Source organism: Desulfovibrio cuneatus DSM 11391 (assembly GCF_000430005.1).
Classification (GTDB): domain Bacteria; phylum Desulfobacterota; class Desulfovibrionia; order Desulfovibrionales; family Desulfovibrionaceae; genus Frigididesulfovibrio; species Frigididesulfovibrio cuneatus.
Window position 1 is genome coordinate 1 of sequence record NZ_AUCY01000022.1, and the last position, 20,224, is coordinate 20,224.

Annotated in this window: 16 protein-coding genes and 1 tRNA gene; all 17 read left to right on the forward strand. The window is 52.5% G+C overall.

From position 1 onward, the window contains the following. Positions 1–189 precede the first annotated feature (189 nt). The 17 genes from G497_RS20090 (at position 190) to G497_RS17115 (ending at position 20,219) form a co-directional block, all read left to right on the forward strand. Positions 190–260: transfer RNA gene (locus G497_RS20090), tRNA-Glu, on the forward strand. Positions 261–1,021: 761 nt separating this feature from the next. Further along, the gene (locus G497_RS0106670) at positions 1,022–2,461 is read left to right on the forward strand and encodes a sensor histidine kinase (protein WP_027187573.1); all 1,440 of its coding nucleotides are present in this window, start codon (positions 1,022–1,024) and stop codon (positions 2,459–2,461) included. 171 nt (positions 2,462–2,632) lie between these two features. After that, positions 2,633–3,295: a response regulator transcription factor gene (locus tag G497_RS17105; RefSeq protein WP_051257911.1), complete on the forward strand. Its 663-nt coding sequence runs from the start codon at positions 2,633–2,635 to the stop codon at positions 3,293–3,295. Between the two features lie 785 nt (positions 3,296–4,080). Continuing rightward, entirely contained in the window at positions 4,081–5,640 is a 1,560-nt protein-coding gene (locus G497_RS0106680) for a helix-turn-helix domain-containing protein (protein ID WP_027187574.1), read from the forward strand. A gap of 263 nt (positions 5,641–5,903) precedes the next feature. Next, entirely contained in the window at positions 5,904–8,300 is a 2,397-nt protein-coding gene (locus G497_RS19790) for an autotransporter outer membrane beta-barrel domain-containing protein (protein WP_084516069.1), read from the forward strand. A gap of 810 nt (positions 8,301–9,110) precedes the next feature. Then, positions 9,111–11,564, forward strand: coding sequence for an autotransporter domain-containing protein (locus tag G497_RS17110; RefSeq protein WP_051257913.1), 2,454 nt, complete (start codon positions 9,111–9,113; stop codon positions 11,562–11,564). A gap of 112 nt (positions 11,565–11,676) precedes the next feature. Next, positions 11,677–11,931 (forward strand): PAAR domain-containing protein, encoded by a 255-nt coding sequence (locus tag G497_RS0106705; protein WP_245576361.1) that lies wholly within the window; start codon positions 11,677–11,679, stop codon positions 11,929–11,931. A gap of 67 nt (positions 11,932–11,998) precedes the next feature. After that, on the forward strand, positions 11,999–12,523 hold the full coding sequence (locus G497_RS0106710) for a Pvc16 family protein (protein WP_027187578.1): 525 nt from the start codon (positions 11,999–12,001) through the stop codon (positions 12,521–12,523). Continuing rightward, positions 12,523–13,335: a hypothetical protein gene (locus G497_RS0106715; protein ID WP_027187579.1), complete on the forward strand. Its 813-nt coding sequence runs from the start codon at positions 12,523–12,525 to the stop codon at positions 13,333–13,335. The genes G497_RS0106710 and G497_RS0106715 overlap by 1 nt, the downstream gene beginning before the upstream one ends. 19 nt (positions 13,336–13,354) lie before the next feature. Then, on the forward strand, positions 13,355–15,328 hold the full coding sequence (locus G497_RS0106720; RefSeq protein ID WP_027187580.1) for a phage tail sheath C-terminal domain-containing protein: 1,974 nt from the start codon (positions 13,355–13,357) through the stop codon (positions 15,326–15,328). 19 nt (positions 15,329–15,347) lie between these two features. Beyond that, positions 15,348–15,794: a phage tail protein gene (locus G497_RS0106725; RefSeq protein WP_027187581.1), complete on the forward strand. Its 447-nt coding sequence runs from the start codon at positions 15,348–15,350 to the stop codon at positions 15,792–15,794. Further along, positions 15,794–16,312 (forward strand): phage tail protein, encoded by a 519-nt coding sequence (locus tag G497_RS19795; protein ID WP_084516071.1) that lies wholly within the window; start codon positions 15,794–15,796, stop codon positions 16,310–16,312. The genes G497_RS0106725 and G497_RS19795 overlap by 1 nt, the downstream gene beginning before the upstream one ends. After that, positions 16,276–16,467, forward strand: coding sequence for a DUF5908 family protein (locus tag G497_RS0106735; protein WP_027187583.1), 192 nt, complete (start codon positions 16,276–16,278; stop codon positions 16,465–16,467). The genes G497_RS19795 and G497_RS0106735 overlap by 37 nt, the downstream gene beginning before the upstream one ends. Positions 16,468–16,480: 13 nt before the next feature. Continuing rightward, positions 16,481–16,960: a CIS tube protein gene (locus G497_RS0106740; protein WP_027187584.1), complete on the forward strand. Its 480-nt coding sequence runs from the start codon at positions 16,481–16,483 to the stop codon at positions 16,958–16,960. A 2-nt stretch (positions 16,961–16,962) separates the two neighbouring features. After that, the gene (locus G497_RS0106745; protein ID WP_027187585.1) at positions 16,963–18,681 is read left to right on the forward strand and encodes a phage baseplate assembly protein V; all 1,719 of its coding nucleotides are present in this window, start codon (positions 16,963–16,965) and stop codon (positions 18,679–18,681) included. A gap of 29 nt (positions 18,682–18,710) precedes the next feature. Then, a complete protein-coding gene (locus G497_RS0106750; protein ID WP_027187586.1) occupies positions 18,711–19,823 on the forward strand; it encodes a hypothetical protein in 1,113 nt (370 codons plus the stop codon). A gap of 12 nt (positions 19,824–19,835) precedes the next feature. Then, complete coding sequence (locus G497_RS17115; RefSeq protein ID WP_051257914.1) at positions 19,836–20,219, forward strand: GPW/gp25 family protein; 384 nt, start codon at positions 19,836–19,838, stop codon at positions 20,217–20,219. Positions 20,220–20,224 lie beyond the last annotated feature (5 nt).

Genomic DNA, 20,224 nt, shown 5'->3' on the forward strand with positions numbered 1-20,224 from the left:
ACACTTTTTTATCTGGTATAAGTGGTGAACATTTTATAAGTTGCATAAGAATGAGCCATCTTTGATGGGGGACTTCGTAAGGTTATAATGCGGAGTGCAGGGGCGCATATGGGGTTAGCGGTGGGGTTAGTTCGGGGTGCATCTGGATGTCGTTTCGTGTCTGTGCATGTATGCTAACACTACGAAATCATTGTCTCACAATGGTGCAGCTATGCCCTTTCACGGCGTCGACAGGGGTTCAAATCCCCTTGGGGACGCCAATAGTAAATTCAGGCACTTACGTGTAAAAACGTAGGTGCCTTTTTTCGTGCTGTGCTAACCTATTGCTAACCACTTGCGTAATGGGGTGTGAAAGAATTTTGTGGGGTCAGGGCGGGGAAATGGTAGATAGAAGGCTGTGGTTAGCACAGGGTTAGCACAGAATCAGCGTGGATATTTGACTCAATCTGTTTGCAGTGTGCTTTGTTTTAATCATCGGCTATGCTGAAACGAGAGGAGAGGACAAAGGAAATGGGCCTACCTTTTTAGGTATCCTCCTTCCAGTCCTGTCCTGACCCACGCAATAACTTGGGGGCGGGGCGCCTTATTCGTCCTAGGGGGCTTACCGTGTCTTTTTAAATCCGTTAAGAAATAGCTTGCATTATGCTAAAAAAGTACACAAGTGCCGCAAATAGAACGCCGTAAAGCACATGGCTTGCATGCAGATGCCCTACCCGGTGCCAAGCAAAACACGCTACTTAAAACACAAGCACTCTCTCCGGCAATAGAGCAACAAAAAATCGACACTGCCATTCTCTTGCATTTGCCAGTATTGCCATGTTTATGCTATGTAATCCTATGGGCTATATTGTAATATCAAACATTGCGGCGTGTACTGCATGCCATTATTGCCTTCCTCTGCCGGGAAGCCCGTGCAGGCCAGAGTCTGTCTTGCCCTGCGGGTTGTCATGGCAAATTATGGCATTCTGCTGCCATGTTCCCAGCCTGAACAGCTCACCGGCACCATTAAGAGGTTTGCAGCATGCTGGGCCATAATAAAAACATATTGCGCCATTTTCAGCTTTTGCTGGGCCTGTTTGCCGTGGTCATTCTGGCTGGCGGTATTATTGCCTATTCCCTTGCCGCCGGGCAGCTTAAAAATCAACTGGCGCTTAAATGCCAGGCTCTGGCCGCCACCGTGGCCACGGTTATTGCGGAAGATTCCGAAGGCTACGCCGCCTTTTTGCAGAACATGGATACGCAAAGCGACTATTACCGCCGCACCAAAGCGCTGCTGATGCAGATTAAAAACGTCAACAAGCAGCATGTGCAGTATTTGTACACCACCAGCCGGGCGGGCGAAGATGCCATTATGTATGTTCTTGGCGGTGAAAACCCTTCAAGCCCGGTATACACCGCACCGGGCGTGCAAGACACCATTACCCCGGCGGAGCGCATTGCCTATAATACCCTTGCCCCTACCATTGGTGAAGCATTTGAGCGCACCGCCTATGGGCAACGCCTCAGCGCTTACCAGCCTATACTCCATAAAGATACCGGCCAATTGTTGGGCATGGCAGGGGCAGATATCACCAGTGAGCAGTACAAAAGTATCATGCAAATATTCATCATCCAGACGGTGGTGAGCATTGGTGCCGGGTTGTTGGTTTTTACTTTGGCAACGCACTGGTTTTCCGGCAAGGTCAACCTTATTGTGGACAGGCAGCTTTTTGCAGCCCAACGGGCCGAGCAGAAACTGGCCCAGGAAAACACTACGCTGGAACGCATCAACCGCATGAAAACCGAGCTTATGGCCACCATTTCGCACGAGGCCCGCACCCCACTGGCAGTGCTGGCAAGTTACGCCGGGCTTGTTTCCATGAGCCTGAAGCGCAAGGGCACAGATGCAGCAACCGCTGCCGACCTGGATAAAATAGTTGCCGAAGCGCAGCGTGTGGCCGATTTAATAGACAGCATGCAAAAAATGACCTTGCATGGCAACAGCATGGCCAGCCGAATACCCCTTGATTGTGCGGAACTTATCCAGCAGGTGGCCAGGCTCTACTGCCCACTTCTGCATCGTGAAGGCGTGGCCCTGCACTTGCGCCTGAACGAAGAATTATGGGTTTGCGCCAACCCGGAAGAGCTCACCCAGGTGGTGTTCAACCTTATGCAGAATGCCAAAAACCATACAGAACAAGGGCACATTACCATTCAGGCAGCCAGAAAAAACGGCATCATCACCGTGACCATTGCCGATACAGGCAGCGGCATTGCGCCGGATTTGCTGCCGCATATTTTTGAACGCGGGGTGAAAGATGCCCTGGGCGGCGCAGGCCTTGGCCTTGCCATCTGCAAGGAAATTGTGGAAGCCCACGGCGGCACCATACACATTGCCAGCCGCAAGGGCACCACCGTCACTGTGACGCTGCCGGAGAATACGAATCTTGGGGCTCTGCCCCAAACCCCGCAAAGGGACTGAATCCCTTTGATCCCCTTTCCGTCAGTTGTTTCTGCTACGCAGAAACAACTGACGAGAATGCGGGTTCAGGGGCCGTCCATCTTGAGCGAAGTGAAAGTGGATATGACTCGTAAGTCCCCCTGGCTGGGGGCTTGGGGGACAGCGTCCCCCAAAATAGGCAGGAGAATGAATATGAACAAGAAAGGTACTATCCTGCTGGTGGAAGATAACGCAGAACTGTGCGCCAACAACGCCCGTGCCCTGGCCATGCTGGAGTATGCAGTACACCCGGCGCACACGCTGGCAGCGGCCAGAACCTGGCTTGCGGCCAACAAGGCAGACATTATCCTGCTGGACGTGATGCTGCCAGATGGCAACGGCCTGGACTTTTGCGCAGAAATTCGCGGCCTGCCCCTGCGCACAGGGGCGCATATTCTGTTCCTTACAGCCAAAACAGAGCGTGAGCATTTGGTACGCGGCCTGGCAAATGGCGGTGACGATTACATAACCAAACCCTTTCACCCGGAAGAACTGTTGGCACGGGTAGAGGCCGCCATGCGGCGCAGAAGCATGCAGCGTACAAACCAAGCACAGCACCATGCCGAAGCACCCACCACTGTGCTGGACATGCACAAGCTGCATGCCTTTGCCGCATTCTATGCACTGACAGAAAAAGAAAGTGCCGTGCTTTTACATATTCTTCAGGCCAAGAACACCAGGGCAATGGCAGAAGGCATGAGCATATCTGCCAAGGGCATAGAGTTTCATATCAGTAACATTCTTCATAAAACAGGCATCAAAAAACGGCGGGATGTGCTGTGGGTTTTTGCGCAGTGGGTGAAGGAGAAAAATTGATGTTTTTGCACAATACCGCTGCCTGTTACAACGCAAACCATGCCCATCTTTTAGCCAAATGATGTTTTTTTTCGTTTTTTTATAAAGGTGTAAAATCCGAGGGAAGCACTGATTAAATGGCGTTTGGGAAACGCGCAGTTATTTTGTTTGGCAAGGCGCTAGCTTTTTTTGAAGCAGGAGTGACCATTCTGCAGGAAAGCAGAATTGGGAACTGCCCGCAGGGCGGGAGCCGAAGGCCGAGGCCCAGGACGGGCCGAGTCAACTCTTCTGTCCTCGACTGTTTCAAAAAACCCTAAAGCCGACGGCAGTCGCGAGCGTTAGCGAGCCGTGGAGCGAGGGCGGAGGGAACAGACAGCTTTGCTGGCTGTTCATCTCAACGAAGCCCAAGCGGAAGAAAGTCGCCAAACGGAATAAATCAGCGTTTCCCTAGTATTTCCCTAGTACGGATTTTTTTTACCCGTGCTACATAAAGCGCAACCTCTATTTTTTATAGGGGTTGCGCTTTTGCTTTCTGGCAGTACTGCGCTGCCCATGTGCTCTAGGGAAGCACTGATTAAATAGTTTTTGGAAACGCGCAGTTATTTCGTTTGGCAAGGCATGAGCTTTTTTTGAAGCAGGAGTGGACTCTTCTGTCCTCGACTGTTTCAGAAAAAGCGAAATAACGCCGCCAAACGGAATAAATCAGCGTTTCCCTACAAGCTGAGGCCATTGCATACTGCACCGTGTTGCAGGGTAGTTGGGGAAATTTCCCTGCTTCGATAACAGTCAATACATGGTTGTTCACTATGATGACACGGCATGGACATATTTTTGCCTTTGTGCTTTTGGCACTGTGTTTTGCCCTGTTTAACGTCAGTGCGGTGACCTACCAGTTGCGCGGCGTGCCCATGGGTAATTTCCCGGTGAGTATGGCGTTGTATTATGCGGCTTTTTTCCTAACCGCTCTGTTGGGGGACTGGTACATACGGCGTAGTGCCCAGGCGGCAGACCGTGCCGGGGCTGTTTTTGGGCGCGTTCCCGCCGCAAAAAAACGCATTGTTGCCTTGTCGGCTCTGCTCATTTTACCAGCCTGCATCAGCCCGTGGGCGCATATTCTGGAGCGGCAGGGCGCGGGTATTCCCGTGCTGAATCTCGCACAAATTTTTTTATGGGCACTGTTTCTTCCGGTGGGTCTGCATTTTTTCCGCAGCCGTGTACCACCACGCTTGCAAATGCTGCTGTACGGCCTGGGCATAGGCAGCGGGCACCTGTGGTGGATGCTGCTTGCGCCTTTGGTCAGCCCTTCGCTCAGTGCAGAGCCGGGCATGGCGGTGCTGGCCGTGCGCCATTACCAGCTTTTGCTGAACATCTTGCGGGCCATACTGGCGCTGGGCATAGCTGTGCTGGTGTATTTGCTGGCAACCAGAACCCCCTGGCACCCGGAATGCCTGCCGGAAAAACATATCTTCGCACACACAAAAAGCCTTGCCCCTGCCACGCATGAAGTGCTGTGGGCAGATGCCCCCCTGCCCGTGCGTTTTCCCTGGCTGTTTTTGCTGCCCCTGGCCGGGCTTTTTTTCATGAACGGCCTTGCGGGCAACCTGTTTGTTTCACGGCTTAATGTGTATGGCCAGTACCCCGGCCTTATGCACCTGGTTCTGGCGCTGTTGTTCAGCGCCCTTGGCTTGTTTTTGTATAGCGGGGCAATACGCCTTAAAACCACCCTGTTCCTTGCTGCCGTCATTTTTCTGGGTATTCCCCTGTTTTTTGTGGCACAGGCGGAATCTGTACTGCAACAAGTGCTCTACACCCTGTTTTCTGCGGCGCACCAAACCCTGGTTTTTTCCGGCACGCTTGTCTGCTTTGCCTATGCACCCCACACCATGCGCCCGGTCAGCACTTCATGTGCCGTATGGCTAACTTCCAGCGTTTTTGTGCCGGGCGGTATGGTTGCCGCGTACATAGCGCCCCATTTGCCACTTTCACAGGGAGTGCTGTTGTGCCTTTGTGGCGTTATGGTTCTGGCGCTTTTTCCCCTGCTGCGCGAGGCCTTCCCCTTGCCAGCATTGCCAAAGGTGAACGTGCAAAACACCCCCCAGCACGAAAATACGCCCTCCAGCCAGGCCTTGGCCAGCCGCATTGCCGCTTTTGCGGCACAGCACAGCTTACCCCCGCGCGAAATACGCATTCTGGAATTGCTCTGCCAAGATGCTTCCAGCCAGGAAATTACCCAAACTCTTGGCATTAAAGAAAGCACCGTGCGGCCCTATATCAGCCGCATGCTCAAAAAATGCGGTGCGGTGAACCGCCAGGAACTGGGGCGCATGGCCTGTACCTATCAGGATGACAATGTTCCATGCCCGTAGCGAAAAAAAACATAAAAAAACATATACTGAAAAACCAAACTGTTAGGCTAAATTGCAACAATTGTTGTTATTGCTTTTTACGTAAAAATATGGCGTAGAATAGAAGAATTTTTGTATTTTTGACTGTGTAAGAAATGGTGCCGTTCAACGCCGCCGCCAGCGTACTGGGCATGCGCGGCCTTACCAGCAGTGGCCCCAAACCCAATGGCAGGCAAAGCCCTCATAATGTCTTTTACTAACACGTTCAACATAAAAGGAGTGTAATGATGAAAAAACATGACAAATGCTTGTTTAAAACAGTTGTGTGTTGTCTTAGTGTAGGTTTAATAAGCCTTTCGCCAATCTTAGAACTTGAGTCAGCAAAGGCAGAAACCATAACTTATGACGACACAGCCGCCGCTACTGGTAAAGGCTTACAAAATAATCCCACTTGGCTGTGGGGAAGAACTATTACAGACGTTCTCTATCCAGGCACAACAGAAAACCCTGGTGCCAGTGGCAATACGGTAAATGTTGATTTTACCACTGGGGGAGGTAACATCAACCCCGATACCGTTTTTGGTGGGCTGAGCGAAAATAACAGCGTGTATAACAACACGGTAAACATCAAAGCTGGTACGATGGACTTTGTCTACGGCGGGTGGAGCAATTCTGGCAACGCCTACGGTAACACGGTAAACATCAGCGGTGGTACGATTACGAGCACTGTCTTCGGCGGATGGGTTGAAAGTGGTTCTGGCAACGCCTACGGTAACACGGTAAACATCAGCGGTGGTACGATTAATGGATGGGTCCTCGGCGGGAATGTTGAAAGCGGTTCTGGCGACGCCTACAACAACACAGTAAACATCAGCGGTGGTACTATTGCCGGGGAGGTCTACGGCGGGTGGAGCGGTTCTGGCAACGCCTACGCCAACACGGTAAACATCAAAGCTGGTACGATGGACTTTGTCTACGGCGGGTGGAGCGGTTCTGGCGACGCCTACAACAACACAGTAAACATCAGCGGTGGTACTATTGCCGGGGAGGTCTACGGCGGGTGGAGCGGTTCTGGCAACGCCTACGCCAACACGGTACACATCAGCGGTGGTACGATTGAAGGCTATGTCATCGGCGGGCAGAGCGTGTCTGGCGACGCCTACAACAACACGGTACACATTAGCGGTGGTACGTTTAACAGAGATGTCGGCGGCGGGTGGAGCGGTACTGGCAACGCTATAAACAATCAGGTATTCCTTTCCGGCGCTCCGATTTTGACAGATGTCTCCTTATCCGGTGGGAAGAGCCAGTCTTCCACTGGCGACGTCGACCAATTTACCGGCAATACCTTATGGGTGCTTAACCCTATAGCCAGTTCTGTTTACCAAATCGACTCCTTCCAGAAGTATCGTTTTTTACTGCCTAATACTTGGTCTGATAAGCCAATGCTTACAGCAACTGATATCATCGATTTAACAGACGAGCACGACTCTAGCCGAATAGCTACAGTAGATAGGCTGGGCATAGCCAGCGGTGGCACAATGCCGAACATAGGCGATAAATACACCTTGTTAGAAGCTACCGAAATCAGAGGTGAATTTGAGCCCTACAGCGTAGTGGCAACCAAGGGCATAAGCCTGTTGTATGATATGAATGTTGCTGGTGACAATGATTGGTCTAGTATTACTGCCACAGTGGCTGGCGTCAGCGTAAACCCCCAAACCAAAGCCCTTGCTGAGGGTATTGTTTCCGGCGTCGCCTTTATAAACCAAGGGGCGGATTTAGCGGCGGGACAAGGTATGGGCAGTGCTTTAAGCAGTGCGAATGCGGTGGGAGCGGGTAATTTATCCTCTTTTGGTGCTATGAGTGCCGGTAGTTCTGAATACGAAACAGGCAGCCATGTAGATGTTGACGGATTTTCACTTATGACCGGCCTTGCCTGGAATGCCCCGCTGGGCCAAAATTCTCTGGTTTTGGGTGGTTTTTTTGAAGCAGGCTGGGGCAACTACGATTCATACAACAGCTTTTCGGGCAGGGCTTCCATTAATGGCAGCGGCGACACCGAATATTACGGCGGCGGCCTTTTGGCCCGCTACAGCCTTACGGAAGGACTTTTCAACGGGCTTTATACCGAGGCTTCAATAAGGGCAGGCTATGTAAGCACAGACTTTACCAGTAACGACTTTGAAGATTTTTACGGCCCTGTCACGGCAGAGTACGATTCCAGCTCTGCTTACTACGGCGCGCACCTGGGGCTTGGCTATGTGTGGCAACTGTCGGAAAAAGCCTCGCTGGACTTTTCCACCAAGTATATTTGGACACATCAGGAAGGCGATAGCGTAACGGTAGCAGGCGACCCCATAAAATTTGATGCTGTAAATTCACACCGCTGGAGAAACGGCGCACGCTTCAGCTATGATTTTGATACAAAGTCGGGCATGCGCTTCACTCCATTTATTGGGGCGGCCTATGAACATGAATTTGACGGCAAGGCCAGCGCCAGCACGTACGGGCTGAGCATCGACGCCCCCACCCTTAAAGGCGGCACAGGGGTTGGGGAAATTGGCATAGGCTATAAGCCTGCGCCCAAAAGCCCCTTTGGCCTGAATGTTGGCATGCAGGCCTACACAGGCGTGCGTGAAGGGGTGAGCGGGAATTTTCAGTTGAAGTATGAGTTTTAAGGAAACGCTGATTTATTCCGTTTGGCGGCGTTGCTTAACATTCTTCCGCTCTTGCGGCGGGGTGCATGCTTCGGCGGCAAAGCCGCCTTCGCCCCGCCGCATCGCTCCACGGCTCGCTAAGCTCGCGACTGCCGTCGGCTATTTTGAAACAGTCGAGGACGGAAGAGTTGACTCGGCCCGTCCTGGGCCTCGGCCTTCGGCTCCCGCCCTTTGGACGGCTCCCAATTCCGCTTTCCTGCGGAATTGTCACTCCTGTTTCAAAAAAAGCTCGCGCCTTGCCAAACGAAATAACTGCGCGTTTCCAAAATACCATTTAATCAGTGCTTCCCTATCGTACAGCGTAGAGCGGGGCATTGTTTGCCCCGTTCAATTCCGCAAATGCATGGGTTTTGCCTTATAGCGTTGAGCTGAAGGAGAATGGCAACCCAGCAGGACAGTTAGTAGAGCACCTGATGTAAAAATATAAAAAACTCGTGTACCCCGAAAGGAGATGACAAGAATTTATGCCCGTGACGAAAAAAAGATAAAAAAATATATACTTAAAAATCAAATCTTTAGGCTAAATTGCAACAATTGTTGTCATTGCTTTTTTATTCAAAATATGTCGTAGAATAGAAGAATTTTTGTATTTTTTGCAAACCACACTTGCATACGGGGGTGAGCATGCACAAACGACTTTCTCGCTTTTGGGTTTGTGCTTTGACTGTGTGCCTTATTGTCCCTTTCACCATAGTCGCCAGGCGCCTGTGTATGAAATTGTTTTCGGTTTTTACATTCTTACTGCCTAACAATAGCACAAGGAGCCCGCGTATGAAATCATATTCCCGTTTGCTGTGTTCATGTCGTATCGTTCTTTCTGCCTGCGCCTTGCGGCAGGGGTGCTTTTCACACCCGCGCGGGCTGGCCTTTCTGCCCCGCTTCGTCCCGCATTTTCTCGCAATCTGCTTTTTAACCTGGGGCCTTGTTGCGCCCAACGGCGCACTGGCCGCAACCAGCACGATTACCAGCGGGACACACACCAACCTTTACGGCAACAGCGGGGATGGGACAGCGCCCACCGACGCAGACGCCAGCGGCAACACGCTCACCCTCGGCGATGGCACCAATGGCCTGGACATTAACAATATCTCACCCACAACAATTTCCGGCGGGCAAGCTCCCAGCCACAATGACGGCTCTGCCAACAGCAACAACAACACGCTAAACATCAACAGCGGAACCACGTTTATTAATACTGGCCCTACTTATATTTACGGCGGATATGTGCAAGCAGGCTATGGAACCGCCTCGGGCAATATCGTAAACTTCGCTGGTAGTGGAAAAATCACGAATGTTACCGGCGGTAAGGCAGCGTTGGGCAATACCGTGGGCAACATCGTCACCATCAGCGGCGGCAACGCAAGCATCACCTCTGGCGTTTACGGCGGCCGTAGCGTTAACGCCACCGGCGGCCCAGGCTTTGCCCGCAACAACGAGGTGCATATTGGAAGCGGCTATACCGGCACAATTACCAATGACGTTTTTGGCGGGTCAGCCGGCGGCACCGGCAATGCTGACTATAATAGTGTCGAAATCGCCGGTGGCACTTTCAACAAAAACCTCTCCGGCTGGGGGGTTATAGGTGGGATTTCCACCAAGGGCGCGGCCACGGGCAACAGCGTCAGCATCAGCGGCGGCACGTTTGGCGTCGAAATTATGGGCGGCTATGCCGTTAATGGCACGGCCAGGGGCAACTCGGTCAGTATCAGCGGCGGGTCGTTTGCCGAAAATGTTTACGGGGGCCGTACCCAAATGGGCTTGGACACCACGGGCAACACGGTCACCCTCAGCGGTGGCACGTTTAGCGGGAATATTTACGGCGGCTATTCCAATGAAGTTTATACAGATGTTTTCACCGGCAACACCTTGAACGTGATGGCCCAAGGGTTACACATTGGTGGGGACCTCAAGAATTTCCAGTACCTCAATTTTTATGTGCCTTCCACTGCGGCAGCCAACACCACACTACTCACAGTGGCTGGCACAGCCGACCTGACCAATAGCGCGGGACAGTCTTCTTCTGTAAACGTGGGTATTGCGGGTGGATCTTCTCCATTGCAAGTGGGTGACAAAATTGTGCTTATTGACGCCGCAACCCTGACAACCAACAGCAACCTGAACACCACGGCTAATGGCCAGGGCATGCAGGGTATTTCCCTGCTGTATGACTTCACGCTTTCCACCACCCCCAACCAGTTGGTGGCCCAAGTGGCTTCCATCGGCGACAACCCGCAAACCAAGGCGATTTCCGAAGGCCGCGCCGGGGGCATGGCTTTTGTGACCCAGGGTGCGGATTTGGCGGCAGGCCAGGGCATGGGCAGCGCCTTGGCGGCGACTTCCACTAGGGGCGGCAGGGGCGGACAAGGTGGCGGTGCGGGCGGACAAAGCGCCGTGGCCGGGTTCGGTGCCATGAGCGGCGGCAGCATGCGCTATAACACCGGCAGCCATGTGGATGTAGACGGCTATTCTCTGCTCACAGGCATTGGCTGGCGTAATGAACTGCCTTCCGGCGGCTTGCTGCTGGGCGCGTTCTTTGAAGCGGGCTGGGGCAGTTACAACAGCTACAACAATTTCAATAATGTTGCCACAGTCAAGGGCGACGGCGACACCAGTTATTACGGCGGCGGCATTCTGGCCCGGTACGACCTGACACAGGGCAGCCTTGCAGGCCTGTATACCGAAGCTTCCCTGCGGGCCGGGTACGCCAGCACGGACTTTTCCAGCAACGACTTCGGCCAGAATGGCGGAACCCACGCCTCGTACGATTCCGGCGCGGCCTACTACGGGGCGCACGCTGGCCTTGGCTATGTGTGGCAGTTGAACGATGCCGCCAGCCTGGATTTTTCCACCAAATACCTGTGGACGCACCAGAACAGCGACAGCGTGACCATGCTGGGCGATTCCGTCCGCTTCAAAGCCAGCGATTCGCAACGCTGGCGTAATGGGGCGCGTTTCAACTACACGGTAGGTACCGATTCCGGGGCCGAGTTCACCCCGTACATGGGCGCGGCCTGGGAATATGAGTTCGACAGCGAAGCCCGCGCCACCGTTAACGGACGCGGCACAGATTCCCCCAGCCTCAAGGGCAGCACAGGCATCGGCGAGCTGGGTATCAGCTTCAAGCCTGTGGCAAACAGCGCGTTTTCCGCCGACCTGGGCGTGCAGGGCTATACCGGAATGCGTGAAGGCGTGACCGGGAGCTTGCAGTTGAAGTATGAGTTTTAAAGGCCACCGTGCGCAATACGGGGCGGGGTAACCCTCTCGTATTGCGCCTGTCAGGGTAACAGGAGTTTCTATGCCCCCAGCAGCACGAATAAGCGACATGCACGTCTGCCCCATGCAAACCCCGGCGCTTCCCCCCATACCCCATGTGGGCGGGCCAATTCTGCCGCCGGGCTGCCCTACGGTATTAATAGGGTCTCTTCCTGCCGCGCGAGTAGGTGATATGGCTGTGTGCGTTGGGCCTCCGGATACAATCGTCCAGGGCAGCGCTACAGTACTTATAGGCGGCCTGCCCGCTGCTCGTATGGGCGATGCCACGGCGCACGGCGGCAGTATAGTGTTTGGGTGCCCTACGGTTTTGATCGGATAAGCGGTACAATTTCTCTTTTCATAAAGTGCTTGCAATGCTTTCTTAACGTGAAACACAGGTGTAAACGATGATTCATAGTGCTCTTTGCGCGGTGCGCGATACTTTGCGGCGGCGGGTGGGAACCCGCCCCAACGGGGAGCAGCTTGTGCATATCACCTGCCCCGGTAAAGGAATTGAAGGGCAAAGAAATTATCTGGGCCTGATGTTTATCGGCCTGGAACAGGAGACATGCTTACAAAGCGATATACCGCAGGGCATGTCATTGGACGCCAACATTGTTTTCATGCTGTATTCCGTTTTTGCGGACTATGGCGAAAGCCTGCACCATCTCTCTGGTGCCCTGTCTTGCTTCCAAGAGACCAGTTCCGTTACACGCACGGACTTTCCGGGTTTGAACCTGCCGGAACATACCATGCATATTGAACCGTATTTTTTCCCCCTGGTGCAGCAACTGCAAACTTGGAATCCTTTTATGGACGATTCCATCCCCTTCATGTTTTACAAGCTGCGTTCTCTGCGCTTCAGAGCGAAAAAAGGCGCAGCTCCAATTGTTAAGGAAATTGACGCTGCATTCAGGAAAGGAGGCACGTAGTGGAGTACGCTGCATTTCTCTCTGTGTGCATTGAACACCCAAGTACTAACTTTGCGCTCTGGCAAATTCTGCCCAGCGCGGCAAGTGAGTATTTTCTTGCACAGCAACGCCTGCGTCTGAAGTTGAGCGGCGGGTGTCTGACCATATGGGGTGAAGCTGCATATGCGCCCCCCCCCTGCGAAATGGAGCGAACTGACGCCAATTCAAGCCAATTTCTGGAATGTTACCTGTTTTGCAGTGATCCCTATTTTATACGCGCAAGCGACGTCCCAGTATTTGCCCCAGGCCGTGAACTTTTATTGTTTCATATTGCGGATGAGGGGGAAAAAGAAGCAATACCACAGGTCATCGCCTACAGCCCGGAGCGGCGTAAAGAAGTGGCTGACGGACGGAAAAAATACTTTGGCAGTGCCTTTGGCCAACCGCCTGTCGCCGTCTTGCGTATGCCACTGGCAAATAGAAGCAAGCCTGCATGCCTGCGGTTTTCCATTCTGCCCCGCCGGGTATTCTGGGTGTACACAATTAGCCCAAAGCCGGGTTTTTTGCTGCACCTACAGAGCACGCATGTTTTTCGTCCAATGCCAACGGCGAGTGAGGATTGTGCGGCTTTTATCTCGCAAGCACCGCTTCCTTTGGTGAGGCGGATGGCAGAAGGCGTTGATTTGATGATGGAAGACGGACAGGGGCAGCTTTTGCCGCTGCTTGAAAACCTTGCAGTTCCACAGCTCAACCAACTGAATTGGAATGCGGATTTGCAACAGTATACAGGGACAGTGCATGTGGATTTAAGTTATTTCGGCATCATTTCGTAACTGACCACAAGGAGTAGCCATGGCCAACAATTATCTGACTCCAGGCATTTATGTGCAGGAGATTTCAACTTTACCCGGTGTTGTGGTTGAGGTGCAGTCCGCCATTCCCGCCTTTATCGGGTATACGGAAATAACCCGCTATGACGGGCGCAGCCTGCTTGGTGTGCCCGAACACATCCGTTCTTTTAAAGATTTTGAAGAGCGGTTCGGGGGAGTATCCAAACTGTACCTTGAGTCTATTAAAGTCAAAAAAAACCAGAGTGGTCAGTTCTCCGCTGTGGATTCCGTACACTTTAAACACTGCTTTATGCTGTATGAAACGGTGTACATGTATTTCGCCAACGGCGGTGGCGAATGCTATATTGTTTCCACCGGCACATATGAAGAAACAACAAACTATGACAAGCAGGCATTCCTTGACGCTATAGCGGCTCTGGAATCAGTCGATGATATCACCCTGCTGGTCATGCCGGAAGCCGTGTTGCTGGGGGAAAGCTGCTACAATGTGCAGCAGGCAGCCCTTGCTCACTGTGCCAAACGCATGAACCGTTTTGCCATTCTGGACATCAAAGAGGAAACCAAAGAGGGCAGCACCCTGCTGCATTGGCGGCACACTCCAGGCTTTGATTCGTGGCGGAAAGACTGCCAGGAATTCCGCAACCGTATAGGTATTATGAATTTGAGCTACGGCGCGGTGTACACACCCTATATCATTGCAGACACACCCACAGCCTTCAGCTATCACAATATCAAGGACTATCTGTTTGACGCAGATGCACAACCCGCTGCAGGAGAAACTGATAACCCTGATGCCGGCAGGTTGGCTCTGGCCGATCTTGACCCGGTGGCAAAAAAGTCCATACAGGCGCTGGACACCGCGCTGGAAGACCGGGCTAACCTCATGGCGGCCGTTGAGGAAGCTAAAATAGCGCTTTCGGATCCCAAGTCCAAAAAGCTGCCCCGTTTCCTGTCCGAAGTGATCAGCAAAAAGTACCCGGTGCTTACCCAGGAGGGTATCGCCCCCATTGCCGCCGCCTATATACGGCTGTTTGCCTCCATACTTGGAGTGCAGCAGGAGGAGTTGAAGGATGTGCCGGAATATACAAGCTTCCAAGCACATACCATGTCAAAAGATATGGTGCAGCATGCTCTGGACAGTTTGACGGCCACCACAGCAAAGTATGGTGCTGTGGGTCATGCTGAAGATACGGCCAGCATGCTGAAAGAATTATATACAGCCATCGGTATGTTGACTCCGGATGTGTTTACCGAGCTTCACGATTCCTTCCAAGAACTTCTTTTCAGTGAGTTGTATAGCGCTACCAGTAAAAATATCGACCGTCTTTCCGATGGCTTGCACAGTAATAGCTCCGTATATCGCTCCATCCATTCCGCTGTGCAGACAGCTTTACGCGTACAGTCGCCAAGCGCCGCCATGGCCGGAGTCTATGCTTCAACCGACCGTCGGCGCGGGGTGTGGAAAGCGCCTGCCAACGTCAGCCTGACCAATGTGCTGGGACTCACCCAGGTTATTACAGCCGATGTTCAGGAATCTTTGAACAGTGATTCCGTGGCCGGAAAATCCATTAATGCCCTGCGCAGTTTTCCCGGTCAGGGCTATCTTGTTTGGGGTGCGCGCACCTTGGACGGCAACAGCCAGGAATGGCGCTATATTCCTGTGCGCCGCTTTTTCATCACCGTTGAAGAATCCGTGCGCCGGGCCACTACCTGGGCGGTGTTCGAGCCCAACGATGCAAACCTCTGGGCCAAAGTTAAGGGCACCATTGACAATTATCTGCTGCAAAAATGGAAAGAAGGGGCACTTGCGGGCGCGGCACCAGGGGAAGCCTATTTCGTCAACGTTGGGCTGGGCAGCACCATGACCGAGCAGGATATACTGGAAGGCCGTCTGATTGTTGATATTGGCATGGCCGTTGTGCGTCCGGCGGAGTTCATCATTTTGCGGTTCATGCATAAAATGCAACAATCTTAACTAACAAGGCGGGTGCACTATGCCAGATTCCGACTCCTCGACAATGTATCCCCTGGTCTCGTTCCGGTATTCCGTCATTTTCGACAATGACCCCATAGGGTTCAGCGAAATCAGCGGCCCCAACCTGGAATACGAGGTTATCAAGTACCGTGACGGGCTCAGCAAGCAGTACGGCGAAATGAAGCTGCCCGGCAGGCCAAAGGTAAGCGACGTTACCTTAAAAAAAGGTATTTTCCCTTCTGACAGCAAGTTTTTTGAGTGGATCATGACGAACCACAACAAACTGAAACGCAAAGATATCGCCATAAACCTGCTTGATGAAGAAGGAAAAACCAAAATGGTCTGGACTCTGCTCAAGGCCTGGCCGATGAAAATTGAAGGGCCTACCTTTAAGGGCGACAGCAATGAAGTGGCTCTGGAATCCCTAACCCTGGCCTATGAAGAGCTGAAGATAGAGGCGCGCTAATGTCCTCGGCCGACTCATACCCACTTACAGGCTTCCACTTCCGGGTGGAGTTTGCTGGTATGGGAGAGCCCATGGACATGAGTTTTCAGGAAGTGAGCGGACTTGAGGTAAAGGTGGAAACAGAAGAGCTCAGAGAAGGCGGTGAAAATGGTTTTGTGTACAGCCTGCCCAAGAGGCTTACCCACTCCAACCTTTCGCTGAAGCGCGGGCTCCTGACCAATTCCCGGCTTTCCCAGTGGATACGCGATGCTTTGGAAGACTTCACCTTCAAGCCGCTGCTGGTTTCCGTCAGCTTGCTGAATGAGGGGCATACCCCCCTGATGACATGGCAGGCGCATCAAGCCTGGCCGGTGCGCTGGTCCCTAGCCTCGTTGGACGCAACAGCAAACGCTGTGGTGATTGAGACCTTGGAACTGGCCTATGCCAATTTGCGCCTGACCTATCAACAGACTCGAACATTCGGCCCAACAAGGAGTTATTCATGCCAGTGGAGATACGGGAAATCAACATTTCCATGACCCTTATGGACGATCAGAATACTGGCACCCATTCTGCGGCAGCCCCAAAAGATGGGGCTGCGGATGGGCAGGGAACATACCCCGGCACGCAGGTTGTGGTGGACAGGTGCGTGGATGCGGTGCTGCAAATTCTGAAAGACCGCAACGAGGCCTGAAGGCAGGAGACACATGAACACCGCAACCGCCAAAATGGTCATTGAGACGTATACCGATAAAACCTATCGGTCCAAACTCAAGGTCTATACTGTACTTTTCAATCCTGAAGGTTACACCCTGGATTGGGGATTCTCCTTCAAAGAAGAGTCGTTTGTCACCGGCGGAAGCCGTACGCTTATGGAAGGGGTAAACCGCTCGGTATTCGACATGAAGTTCATTATAGACGGTACAGGGGTGGGGGCCGCCGCGCTGGGAAGAAGCTCGGTCAACGTGGCTGATGAAATTTGGAATTTTATGGAAACCGCAACCGCTCTCAACCGTAAAGGCACGCGCAAGCCAGAGCCGCCCTTTTGCCGGCTGGTCTGGGGCAATTTATGCGCCAAATGCCTGGTGAGCAAAGTAAAACTGGACGTTACGCTGCTGGATAGAAAAGGCGCGCCCCTGCGCGCCACCCTGACCACCACATTCCAAACAATCTACCCGGAAAAGTGAGTATGAGCATAGCCGCCCCCTTGCAATTGAACTTGCTGTGTGCAGGCAAAGAGTATGGCCAGCGGCTTATAGCCCTGACTCTTGTCCGTGAAATAGGCCGTATCCCTTTTGTACGGGCCGTTCTCACCCTGGAACGGGGAATTGAAGATTCTTTTGCGCCCGGCGACGCGGTGGAAGTAAAAGCGGGGGAAAAAGGCAAAGCCACAAGCATTTTCAAAGGCCTGCTTACTTCCGCCGGGTTCAGCCTGCGCGGCGGCGAGCGCCTGTTGCGGCTGGAAATACGGGATGCGGCGCACAGCCTGACCCTTGGCCTGCAAACCCGCCTGTACCTGAACAAAAGTGACAGTGACATCTGCAAGGAAATTCTCTCCGCCCACGGTCTGGCAGCGGACATTCCGCAAACTCCGGGCAAACATGCGCAACTGCAACAGGTACAGGCCAACGACTGGGACTTTCTGCTCTCCCGCCTGTGGGCCAACGGGCTGGTGCCCATAGTCCGGAATGGCAAGGTCAGCGCCTGTGCGGCGGATGCTTCTGGTTCCCGCAATACAGTAAAAGTGAGCGGTGCGAGCGAGTCGGTGCTGGAGCTGGAAACGCGCTGGGACAGCCGTTCCTGGCTGGATTCCGTTACGGTAACAAATTGGGATGAAGCCGCGCAGAAGGCAGTTGCCCAAAAATCTTCCGGGGTAAAACCGGAATTTCCCGGCACGGCAAAGCCCAAGGGCAAAACCACACAGGACGTGCTCATTCCCCACGCTGTGGAGCCTGACGAGTCAAAAAACCTGGGCAAGGGCTTGCTGTGGCGGGCCGGGCTGGGCTTTCTTTGCGGCCGGGTGCGTCTGCTTGGCTATTACAAGGCCATGCCGGGCGATATGCTGCACATACAGGATATTGCGGGTTTTGCCGACGGTTCTGCGCTCATCTGGGCCACGCGCCTGGAACTGCGCGCCGGCCTGTGCAGCCTGGATATACAGTTCGGCTACGACTTTTTGGAAAGGCTGCATCAACAGGGCAGCAAGCCCGGCCTTACCCACCCGCTGCAAGGCGGCCAACCGCACATTCAGGGGCTGTATTCCGGCAAGGTGCTGAAAATTTCCGGCGACCCGGAGCAGGGCGAACGCATTCAGGTGCATATTCCGCTGCTGCACGAGGCAGGCAAAGGGGTATGGGCGCGCATGGCGGCGCTGTATGCGGGTAAGGGCTACGGTGTGGTCTTCCGGCCGGAAAAAGACGATGAGGTGCTCCTGGGATTTTTGGGCGGCGACCCGCGCGCCCCGGTCATTGTGGGTGCCTTGCCCTCCAAAGCCAACCCCGCACCGGATACCCTGGCTGCCAAGGATGAAAAAAACACCTGCAAAGGCTTGACAAGCAAAAACGGCCTGACCCTGCTGCTCAATGAAGAAGATAAAAGCCTTACCCTGGAAACGCCGGGCAAACAAAGCGTGTGCCTTAACGACAAGGACGGGCTGGTGAGCCTTACGGACAAAAACGGTAACAGCCTGAGCATGGACAAAAGCGGCATCACCCTGAAAAGCAACAAGGATATTGTGCTTCAGGCCCAAGGCAACATTACCCTGAAAGCCGCGCAAAACCTGCAAGGCGAAGGGCTGCAAGTAACAATGGAAGGCAAACAGGCTATCGCCCTTTCCGGCAACGCCACAGCGGAATTGAAAGCTGGCGGCATGTTGACGGTGAAGGGCGGGTTGGTGAAGATAAATTAGATATTACTATCAGTTAAGGGGTGTTGCCTATGACTACGTATGAGACCCTATCCTTTCGAAATATGAAATTTGCTTATATCGAGGGTAATAAAATTGTCCATGGGCAAGAGCCAGTTGCAACAAAGGTAAAAGCTACAATGGACTCAGATCCAGGAGTAAAGGGACAGGCTCCTCAGCCAAATGCATTAAAAAACATCATGAAAAGTTTACATAGAAATTTTAATGGAGATAACTTTATCAAAGGTCATCTGTTTAACGAGCATTTGGGGGGACAAGGTAATTACCAGAATTTATTCCCAATTACTGCAAAGGCTAATACTTCTCACGAAGAAAAGGTTGAAGGATGTTTGAAAGATTGGTGGTCCAAGTTACCTCCGATGGAGGAAAGCGATCTGACGTATCAACCGGGCAGACCTCAAACAGACCAGGATAGGCAGAGTGCCGGGGGAAAGCGTTCGAGGAAGGACAGCACTTTTACGATACCTCCCAAATTTAAAAAAGTAATATACGAGATTGAAATTAAAGATCTAAAACCCCAACTTACAACGGAAAACCCAGAGTGTTCTATTAACTATAAAATTTCTAGCGGAGATTCTACCCAAGAAGAACTTCTTAATGTTGGAAAATTTGATTCTGTCCCTAAGAGGCCTAGTATATTTAACAAATTATTGGCTCATGCTAATCCTACACTTCAATTTGAACACGTAGAACAGAGCGCTGATGTACCTGAAGCAAGCAGTGGAGGAGCTAGTGCTCGATCAAGCAGGAGAAGCGCTAGTCAGCACAGTGGTTCAAAGCATGAAGATCGTAAATCAGCTCTTTCGGCCCGACCCTCTCAGGCTCCAGCCCCTCAAGGAGATACGCTTATTCCCTATGATGAAAGCGCAGAAAAATCAAATTTAGAAAAAAAGAAAGTCAAAAACAAACTTATATTTTTGCTAAAAGCTCTGGTTGACTTCCAACAATTATATTTGGTGCCTCGAACAGATCCCAGTAGCCTTCCATATCACATTTGCCTTTCAGAATTTCAGTCGACAATAAATATGATATTAACGATATCAAAAGAAATTCCAATTAAGATAGATGATGATATATCTATAGATGCAACTGAACCAACACTTAAACGAAATGCTACACTTTAAGGACCTTGGATAATGAACACCTCCTGGCTCTTCCCCCCCTCCTTCAACAAATCCTCCGACGCCGCACGCACGGTGTCGGAAGAGCCGGATATTGCCCAGAGCGTTGCCATCCTTTTACAAACCGCGCCGGGTGAGCGTTTTCTGCTGCCGGAATACGGGGTTGACTGGCACGAACTGCTGTTTGAGGCAGCCGGGGGCCACAGCAATTCCCTGTTCAACCCGGAATACTTGAAGCACCGGCTGGGTGATACCTTGGCCGTTTTTGAGCCGCGCGTGGAACTGGAAGAGGTGCAGGTTACTGGTGAGCCCCATGAAGGTAAAGTGACCCTAGATCTTGTTTTGCGGGTCAAAGCCACGGGCAAGCTGCTGCGTATGGAACAAAAAATTGGCGGCTGATGCCG

What these genes read in the sequence shown, in the direction of transcription:
- G497_RS0106670 (WP_027187573.1), top strand. Translation starts at nt 1,022, where the DNA reads ATGCTGGGCCATAATAAAAACATATTGCGCCATTTTCAGCTTTTGCTG.
- G497_RS17105 (WP_051257911.1), top strand. Translation starts at nt 2,633, where the DNA reads ATGAACAAGAAAGGTACTATCCTGCTGGTGGAAGATAACGCAGAACTG.
- G497_RS0106680 (WP_027187574.1), top strand. Translation starts at nt 4,081, where the DNA reads ATGATGACACGGCATGGACATATTTTTGCCTTTGTGCTTTTGGCACTG.
- G497_RS19790 (WP_084516069.1), top strand. Translation starts at nt 5,904, where the DNA reads ATGATGAAAAAACATGACAAATGCTTGTTTAAAACAGTTGTGTGTTGT.
- G497_RS17110 (WP_051257913.1), top strand. Translation starts at nt 9,111, where the DNA reads ATGAAATCATATTCCCGTTTGCTGTGTTCATGTCGTATCGTTCTTTCT.
- G497_RS0106705 (WP_245576361.1), top strand. Translation starts at nt 11,677, where the DNA reads ATGCAAACCCCGGCGCTTCCCCCCATACCCCATGTGGGCGGGCCAATT.
- G497_RS0106710 (WP_027187578.1), top strand. Translation starts at nt 11,999, where the DNA reads ATGATTCATAGTGCTCTTTGCGCGGTGCGCGATACTTTGCGGCGGCGG.
- G497_RS0106720 (WP_027187580.1), top strand. Translation starts at nt 13,355, where the DNA reads ATGGCCAACAATTATCTGACTCCAGGCATTTATGTGCAGGAGATTTCA.
- G497_RS0106725 (WP_027187581.1), top strand. Translation starts at nt 15,348, where the DNA reads ATGCCAGATTCCGACTCCTCGACAATGTATCCCCTGGTCTCGTTCCGG.
- G497_RS19795 (WP_084516071.1), top strand. Translation starts at nt 15,794, where the DNA reads ATGTCCTCGGCCGACTCATACCCACTTACAGGCTTCCACTTCCGGGTG.
- G497_RS0106735 (WP_027187583.1), top strand. Translation starts at nt 16,276, where the DNA reads ATGCCAGTGGAGATACGGGAAATCAACATTTCCATGACCCTTATGGAC.
- G497_RS0106740 (WP_027187584.1), top strand. Translation starts at nt 16,481, where the DNA reads ATGAACACCGCAACCGCCAAAATGGTCATTGAGACGTATACCGATAAA.
- G497_RS0106745 (WP_027187585.1), top strand. Translation starts at nt 16,963, where the DNA reads ATGAGCATAGCCGCCCCCTTGCAATTGAACTTGCTGTGTGCAGGCAAA.
- G497_RS0106750 (WP_027187586.1), top strand. Translation starts at nt 18,711, where the DNA reads ATGACTACGTATGAGACCCTATCCTTTCGAAATATGAAATTTGCTTAT.
- G497_RS17115 (WP_051257914.1), top strand. Translation starts at nt 19,836, where the DNA reads ATGAACACCTCCTGGCTCTTCCCCCCCTCCTTCAACAAATCCTCCGAC.